The organism is Sphingomonas sp., from assembly GCF_035555815.1.
Taxonomy (GTDB): Bacteria; Pseudomonadota; Alphaproteobacteria; order Sphingomonadales; family Sphingomonadaceae; genus Sphingomonas.
This window is the reverse complement of the sequence record NZ_DATMGG010000154.1, coordinates 1-7,487: the sequence shown is the minus strand read 5'-3', so window position 1 is coordinate 7,487 and position 7,487 is coordinate 1. Positions and strand designations below refer to the sequence as shown.

The 7,487-nt window shown below is 67.2% G+C and carries 11 protein-coding genes; 9 read left to right on the top strand and 2 right to left on the bottom strand.

The genetic code is table 11. The features are described 5' to 3' along the window. The 7 genes from VNR91_RS08510 to VNR91_RS08480 all read left to right on the top strand — a co-directional run. Positions 1–110, top strand: a 110-nt coding sequence (locus tag VNR91_RS08510; protein WP_325490340.1) for an AtpZ/AtpI family protein, incomplete at its 5' end; no start/stop codon positions are given. Positions 111–148: 38 nt separating this feature from the next. Then, positions 149–931: a F0F1 ATP synthase subunit A gene (locus tag VNR91_RS08505; RefSeq protein WP_325490339.1), complete on the top strand. Its 783-nt coding sequence runs from the start codon at positions 149–151 to the stop codon at positions 929–931. A gap of 46 nt (positions 932–977) precedes the next feature. Further along, on the top strand, positions 978–1,205 hold the full coding sequence (locus VNR91_RS08500; protein WP_029936520.1) for a F0F1 ATP synthase subunit C: 228 nt from the start codon (positions 978–980) through the stop codon (positions 1,203–1,205). Between the two features lie 45 nt (positions 1,206–1,250). Beyond that, positions 1,251–1,742 carry an ATPase gene (locus tag VNR91_RS08495; RefSeq protein WP_325490338.1) on the top strand — a complete coding sequence of 164 codons (492 nt, stop codon included), beginning with the start codon at positions 1,251–1,253 and terminating at the stop codon, positions 1,740–1,742. Between the two features lie 16 nt (positions 1,743–1,758). Continuing rightward, a complete protein-coding gene (locus VNR91_RS08490) occupies positions 1,759–2,295 on the top strand; it encodes a hypothetical protein (RefSeq protein ID WP_325490337.1) in 537 nt (178 codons plus the stop codon). A gap of 9 nt (positions 2,296–2,304) precedes the next feature. Continuing rightward, the gene (locus tag VNR91_RS08485; RefSeq protein WP_325490336.1) at positions 2,305–2,904 is read left to right on the top strand and encodes a DUF805 domain-containing protein; all 600 of its coding nucleotides are present in this window, start codon (positions 2,305–2,307) and stop codon (positions 2,902–2,904) included. A 30-nt stretch (positions 2,905–2,934) separates the two neighbouring features. Continuing rightward, a complete protein-coding gene (locus tag VNR91_RS08480; RefSeq protein ID WP_325490335.1) occupies positions 2,935–3,240 on the top strand; it encodes a hypothetical protein in 306 nt (101 codons plus the stop codon). Positions 3,241–3,268: 28 nt separating this feature from the next. Here VNR91_RS08480 and VNR91_RS08475 read toward each other — a convergent pair whose 3' ends face one another. Beyond that, positions 3,269–4,009 carry a methyltransferase gene (locus VNR91_RS08475; protein ID WP_325490334.1) on the bottom strand — a complete coding sequence of 247 codons (741 nt, stop codon included), beginning with the start codon at positions 4,007–4,009 and terminating at the stop codon, positions 3,269–3,271. 41 nt (positions 4,010–4,050) lie between these two features. Continuing rightward, positions 4,051–5,070: a hypothetical protein gene (locus VNR91_RS08470; protein WP_325490333.1), complete on the bottom strand. Its 1,020-nt coding sequence runs from the start codon at positions 5,068–5,070 to the stop codon at positions 4,051–4,053. A gap of 112 nt (positions 5,071–5,182) precedes the next feature. On the opposite strand from VNR91_RS08470, the gene uvrC reads away from it, so the two are divergent. Next, a complete protein-coding gene (gene uvrC, locus VNR91_RS08465) occupies positions 5,183–7,099 on the top strand; it encodes an excinuclease ABC subunit UvrC (protein WP_325490332.1) in 1,917 nt (638 codons plus the stop codon). A gap of 49 nt (positions 7,100–7,148) precedes the next feature. Beyond that, positions 7,149–7,391, top strand: coding sequence for a type II toxin-antitoxin system CcdA family antitoxin (locus VNR91_RS08460; RefSeq protein WP_325490331.1), 243 nt, complete (start codon positions 7,149–7,151; stop codon positions 7,389–7,391). The last annotated feature ends 96 nt before the right edge of the window (positions 7,392–7,487 follow it).

Below are 7,487 nucleotides of genomic sequence, written 5' to 3'. Positions count from 1 at the left end.
CCGATCGGTTGCTGGGCACCTCCCCGTGGTTTCTGCTCGGGTTGCTGTTCCTCGGAATCGCGGCTGCGTTCAGGAACATCATTCGGATTTCATCCAGGCGCCCGAAGTGATTTTCGGGCGTTTGTCGTAATTTCTTGGGGCTGACAGCGTGGCGGCAGGTTCTGGCAAGATCGACCCGATGCACCAGTTCGAGGTGCAGACGATCTGGGACGGTTTCTCGATCGGCGGGCATCAGATCGCCTTCACGAATAGTGCCGCATGGATGTGCGTGACGGTGCTGGCGCTGTGGGGCTTCATGCTGATGGGCATGAAGCGTCAGGTCGTCCCGTCGCGCGGCCAGATGCTGGTCGAGAATTTCGTCGGCTTCATCGATTCGATGCTCGCGCAGAACGTCGGCAAGGACGGCAAGAAGTACGTTCCCTACGTCTTTTCGCTGTTCATGTTCATCCTGTTCGCCAACATCCTCGGGCTGTTGCCGCTGGGCGTGGTCGGCATCCATCCGTTCACCTTCACCAGCCACTTCACGATCACCGGCATCCTGGCGATCATGAGCTTCTCGATCGTGCTGATCGTCGGGTTCTGGAAGCACGGCCTCCACTTCTTCAGCCTGTTCGTGCCGCACGGCACGCCGCTGTGGCTGATCTGGCTGATCCCGGTGATCGAGTTCGTCAGCTTCATGGTGCGGCCGTTCTCGCTGGGTCTGCGACTGTTCGTCGCGATGACCGCGGGCCACGTGCTGCTGAAGGTGCTGGCGGGATTCGTCATCAATTCGTCGAACGCCGGCATCGTCTATGGCCTGGGCATCGGCATCCCCAGCTTCGTGCTGATGATCGGCATCTCGGCGCTCGAGCTGCTGGTGGCCGGCATCCAGGCCTATGTGTTCGCGCTGCTGACGTCGCTGTACATCAACGACGCCGAGCATCTTCACTGAGTTTTCGTTCGTACCAACGCCAAGTTTGACACGGGAGTTTTTCAAAATGGATCCAGCAGCAGCAAAGCTCATCGGTGCCGGTCTCGCCGCGATCGGCGCGGGCATGGCCGCGATCGGTGTGGGTAACGTGTTCGGTTCGTTCCTCGAGGGCGCGCTGCGCAATCCGGGCGCGGCCGATGGCCAGCAGGGCCGCCTGTTCATCGGCTTCGCGGCCGCCGAGCTTCTCGGTCTGCTCGCGTTCGTCGTCGCGATGATCCTGATCTTCGTCGCGTAACAAGGGAGTTTTCGGGCGGGCTTCCGGCCCGCCTGAAGGACCGATATGCCTCAGATCGCGCAATTGGGGGCCACCTGGGCCTCGCAGCTCTTCTGGCTGGTGCTGACCTTCGGCATCGTGTTCGTGGTCGTCGGCCGCGGCATGGTTCCCAAGGTGCAGGCGACGATCGATGCGCGCGACGCATCGGTCGCGGCCGACCTCAAGGCGGCCGAGGCCGCGCGCGCCGAGGCCGACGCGGTCGAGGAAAAATGGCGCGCGGAGGAAAATGCCGCGCGTGAGGCTGCCCAGCGCAAGCTGGCCGAGGCGCGCGCCACGGCGGCAAGCGCGACCGAAGCGAAGCTGGCCAGTGCCGGGGAAGCTTCGCACGCGCAGATCGCCGCGGCGGAGGCGCGTATCGCCGCCGCCAGCGCCGATGCGATGAACGAAATCGAGGGCGTGGCGGCCGATGCCGCGCAGCAGATCGTCGCGCGGCTGGCGGGCTTCAACGTCACCAAGGCCGACGCGAGCGACGCGGTGAAGGCGGTGATCCGTGGTTGAAGCAGGCAGTGTTCCCGTGACGCATGAAGAGACCGGAGCCCCGGCGCATCATGCGGAGCCGGCGGTGTTCGGCGTGCTCGATGCGACGGTGTGGGTGTCGATCGCGATGCTCGCGTTCGTCGGCATCCTGCTGTGGAAGAAGGTGCCGGCGCTGATCACCGGCGGGCTGGACAAGCAGATCGCGGCGATCCGCCAGCGGCTCGACGAGGCCAAGCAGCTCCGTGCCGAGGCCGAGGCGCTGCGCGACGAATATGCGCGCAAGATCGCCGACGTCGAGAACCAGACCAGCGCGATCGTCGCTCATGCAGAGGACGAGGCCAAGGCGCTGATCGCCAAGGCCGAGGTCGATGCCGCCGAGCTGGTCAAGCGCCGCGCGCGGATGGCGGAGGACAAGATCGCTGCCGCCGAGCGCACCGCGCTCGCCGAGGTTCGCGCCAAGGCCGCCGATGCGGCGACCCGCGCCGCCCGCGCGCTGATCGCTGAAAAGCACGGTGCGAGCAGCGACAAGGTGCTGGTGGATGCCACGATTGCGGGGATCGACCGGTTGAACTAGTTTCGGCCGGTGCTGGCCGACTCATTTCGCCACAATTTTTCCGGGCTGTTTCGCTTTTCCGGGCGAAGCAGCCCGCGACTGTTTTGGCCCTATGCGATTGTGATGACCGCGATATTGTTCGTCGCGATGCCGCTCATGATGCAGTGGTTCATGGCGCCGTTTTTTCGGAGCGCCGGGAAAATCCTCGCTGACCATCCGGACCTTGCGCGCAGCGGCGACGCCATCGCGTATTCGGATATTTCGGAAGAGGTCGCGCTGCCCGCAAATTTCTTCGTCGATCTGGTGACGGCTGTCGCCTCGATGGTTGGAATCTACATCGCGTTGATCTCGGCCAGTGTCGTCCGACGCCTGCATGACGGTGGAAGGAGCGCGATCTGGGGCATGGTGCCCCTCGTCCTGCTCGTTTTTGGCCTGGCGGGGATGCGGTATCTGTTCGCCGGTATCGGCACCGGCGCGGACCTCCATCCGGGCGTATTCGCGCTGATGTTCTGCAACAACGTCGTCTATCTGGCGTCGCTGGCGGTGTTGTTTTTTCAGCTCGTCCGGATCAGCGATCCGCACGACAATCACTATGGGCGAGCGCCTGATGCTGAACGGGAACTGCCCTGAGTGCGATCACTACCGCTGGAGACTGACCGAATGAAGACCGTCCTGCTGCTTGCTGCGCTGAGCGTGGCGACTCCCGCGCTGGCCCAGAACGCGGGTGCCCCCGCCGCCGCCCCGGCCGCCGCTGCCAAATATACGCTGGATACGCCGCTCGAGACGATCGTCGCCGATCCGGCGGCGCGCAAGGTGCTCGACGATACCATCCCCGGCGTCACCACCCACGAAGCCTATGACATGTTCAAGTCGATGAGCCTCGCTCAGCTTCAGCCGATGTCCGGCGGCAAGCTGACCGACGAGGCGCTGGCCAAGGTCAAGGCGGCGCTGGCGACGATCAAGTAGCGCGATTACCGCCGCCGCCGCCGACCGCCTATTTCGGCTTGCGGAAGCGATAGACGAACTGGTCGGTCTTGCCGCGGATCGTCGCGTCGAACACACCGGCGGTGCGCGGGTCGTCGGGATTGCGCAACACCGCCAGTTCGCCGTCGAAGCGAAACCCTGCCGCCTCGATCTCGGCGCGGGCGGCGGCGGGGTCGATACGGTGGAGCGTCTGGGGTGCGGCGAAACCCGGGTCGGCGTTGGCGACGTGATCGGCCACCAGCAGCACGCCGCCGGGCTTGAGCGCGGCATAGAGGCGCTTCGCGGCGGTGGCGGCCGTGCCGGCGGGCCACCGCGTCAGGTGCAGGTCGTGCCAGTTCTGCACGGTGATGATCGCGTCGAGCGGTTCGGGAAAGCTCACTGCCGCCAGCGGATCGCCCAGCGTGGTGACGTTGGCATAGCCGGCGACGGCGGCCTTCTGCTTCGCGATCGCTTCGGCGCTGCCCAGCGATTCGCCGGGCGAATAGGCATAGACATGGCCCTTCGGCCCGACCAGCGGCGCCAGGATGTGCGTCCAGTAACCGCCGCCGGGGATGAAATCGGCGACCTTGGCGCCCGGCTTGACCCCCATGAAGGCGATCACCGCGCCGGCGTGGCGCGCGGCGTCGCGCTCCTTTTCCGCCGCCGGGCGGGCGGGATCGGCGAGCGCGGCGGTGATGGCGGGGGTGAGCGCCTGCGCGCCGAGTGCGACGGGGGTTGCGGCCAGCAACAGGGCGGCGATGGCGCGTTTCATCACGGCGAATCCTCTCCAGAATGTGGCGATCAGGCTACGCCTTATCCGCGCGCTTGGGAATTCGCCGCGCACGCGGCGGTCACGGTTTTCAGGAACGCGCTGACCTCAGCGTCGATGCTGGCCAGCGCGCGGGCGCCACCGAGCGGGCCGAACCGGCGGTGGCGCAGCCCGGATGGGATGGTGACAGCGGGCAGCAGCGCGGCGTCGTGGAAGTCGAGGTGGCGAAGATTGCCCAGCTCGACGCGGTGTGCGGCGGGGTTGTCGCCCGCGACCAGTGCCCAGTCGGCGGCGCGACGGCGCACGCTGCGTTCGGCCTCGGTCGGATCGCTGCCGGTGACGTAGAGAATCGGCCGCGCCGGGGCCGAGGCCTTGGCCGCGCCCGAATAGTCGCCGTCGAGGTTGATCGCGGCGACCAGCGGCACCGGCGATCGCGTCAACGCCAGCACCGCGGCCGCGCCGCCGATCGAATGGCCGATCGCGACGAGGCATCCCCGGTCGAACGCGACGCCGTCCAGCGAACCCTGCGCCGCCAGCGTCCGCGCCGCGCGGCCCAGCGCATCCGCCGCGTCGGCGTAACGCTGGTCGCTGACCGGCGGGGAGCCGAGCGGATCCAGCGCGGCGACGACATAGCCGTGGCTGGCGATCCCGGCGAGCAGTGCGCGATAGCCCTGGCCGCCCATCGACGCGCCTGGGGTGAAGATCAGCAACGGATGACGGCCCGCCAGCGGCGGCGCGTCCCACGCCACCGGGCCGCGCGCGGCGATCAGGTCGGCGGCGGCCTGCCCGCCGAAGCGCCGGGCGAGCGAAATGACATAGTCGGGCGGCAGCGGCGCTGCGCTGCCCGCCGATGCGTCGCTCGACGCCGGGTAGAACAGCCACAGGGGACCGTCCGGCCCGTCGGCCGCGCGCAGCCCGACCGGGTGGGCGCCGGCCAGCCGGGCGCCGTCGATCGCGGCGACACCGGCGGCGGTGGGGTGATCGGCGACCTTGGGCGCGGACGGCGTGCAGGCGGCGACCACGCACAGCGCGGCGAAGCCCAGAAGGTGACGACGGCGTGGCAAATTTCCCCCCGATGGCTGATGCATCCGTGAGCAGGATAGCCGCCCCGCCGCCGCCGGTCGACTGGCGCGACGCCGTTGCCGCCCGGCGCTGCACGACCTAGATCACAGACAGATGGCCGACCCCAATGCCCCCGACCGCTTCAACGAGGAAAAGGCGACCTACGCCGTGCGCGGTGCCGACGCGCCCGATCTCGACGCGGGCGTCGCGGCGATCCGCAATGTGGTGAAGACGCTGCCGGCGCGGCCGGGCGTCTACCGGATGCAGGATGCGCGCGGCGACGTGCTCTATGTCGGCAAGGCGCGCGCGCTGAAGAACCGCGTGACCAACTACACCCAGGTCCAGCGGCTGTCGAAGCGGCTGCAGCGGATGGTGGCGCAGACCAGGTCGATGACCATCATCACTACCAATAACGAGGCGGAGGCGCTGTTGCTGGAGGCGCAGCTGATCAAGCGGTTTCGCCCCGCGTACAACGTGCTGCTGCGCGACGACAAAAGCTTTCCGTTCATCCTGCTGCGCAGCGACCAGGAGTTTCCGCGCGTCCAGCTCCATCGCGGCGCGCGGCGGTTCAAGGGCGATTATTTCGGACCGTTCGCGGGCGCGGGCCAGGTGCGGATGACGCTCAACGCGCTGCAAAAACTGTTCCTGCTAAGAAGCTGCACCGACGGATTCTTCAACACGCGTGACCGGCCGTGCCTGCTCTATCAGATCCGCCGCTGTTCGGCGCCGTGCGTCGGACGGATCGATGCCGAGGGCTATGCCGAGTTGGTCGGTGACGCCAAGGCGTTCCTCCAGGGCAAGTCGACCGAGGTGCAGGCCAAGCTGGGCGCGGCGATGACCGACGCGGCCGAACGGATGGATTTCGAGCTGGCGGCGGTCTACCGCGACCGGCTCAAGGCGCTGACCTTCATCCAGGGCAGCCAGGCGATCAACGCCGAGGGTGTCGGCGATGCCGACGTGTTCGCGATGGCGTGCAAGGACGGACAATACGGCATCCAGGCCTTCTTCATCCGCGGCGGGCAGAATTGGGGACACCGCGCCTTCTTCCCCGCGCATACCGCTGACGTGCCCGAGCAGGAGGTGTTTGCCGCGTTCCTGATGCAATTCTATGAGGAAGTCCCGCCGCCGCGCACGGTGCTGGTCGATCGTGCGATGGATGAGGCGGAGGTGCTGGCCGATGCGATGAGCGAGCGCGCCGGTGTGCGCGTGACGATGAGCGTGCCGCAGCGGGGCGACCGGCGGCGACTGATGGAGCAGGCCAGCCGCAACGCCGTCGAGGCGCTCGACCGGCGGCTGGCGGAGAGCACCACGCAGGCGAAGCTGCTGCGCGAGGTCGCCGACCTGTTCGAGCTGCCCGAGCCGCCCGACCGGATCGAGGTCTATGACAACAGCCACATCCAGGGCACCAACGCGCTGGGCGCGATGATCGTCGCCGGACCGGAGGGGTTCCGCAAGAACCAGTATCGCAAGTTCAACATCAAGCGGCCGGAGACGATCGCCGGCGACGATTTCGGCATGATGCGGGAGGTGTTCGGCCGCCGCTTCGCCAATGCGCAGGACGAGGACCGCGACGGAGATACCTGGCCCGATCTGGTGCTGATCGATGGCGGGCGCGGACAGTTGAACGCGGTGAAGGCGGTGCTGGAGGATCTGGGCATCGAGGACGTCTGTCTGGTCGGTGTCGCCAAGGGGCCGCACCACGGGCGCGACGGGCGCGAGGTGTTCCACCTGATGGACGGGCGCGAACTGACGCTGCCGGTCAATTCCCCGGTGCTGTTCTACCTCCAGCGGCTGCGCGACGAGGTTCACCGATTCGCGATCGGCGCGCACCGCGCCAAGCGATCGAAGGCGATCGGCGCTAGCCCGCTCGACGAGGTGCCGGGGATCGGCCCGGCGCGCAAGAAGGCGTTGCTGATGCATTTCGGCACCGCCCGCGCGGTGCGCGGCGCCAGCCTGGAAGACCTGCAAAAGGCGCCGGGGGTGAGCAAGGCGATGGCGCAGAGCCTCTACGACTATTTCCACGCGCGTTGACGCACACGGGATGCGCATATAACTTGTGCATGTTTTGTGGAGATACGCGATGAACGCGCCTGCGAAGGTCGAAACTCGCCGCGCCACCAACGTCACGCTTGATACCGAGGCGGTGGCGGAGGCGAAGGCGCTGGACATCAACGTGTCCCGCGCGTGCGAGGCGGGGCTGAAGGCGGAGATCAGACGGGTTCGCGACGCCCGGTGGATCGAGGACAATCGCGCGGCGATGGAGTCATGGAACGATTGGGTCGAGCAGAACGGCTTGCCGCTCGGTCATTTGCGTCAGTTCTGAATGGCGCGTTTCGATGTCTACCGCTGGCGCGGACAGGACCAGTTGCTGCTTGATTGTCAGGCCGATGGGTTATCGCATCTCACGACACGGTTCGTC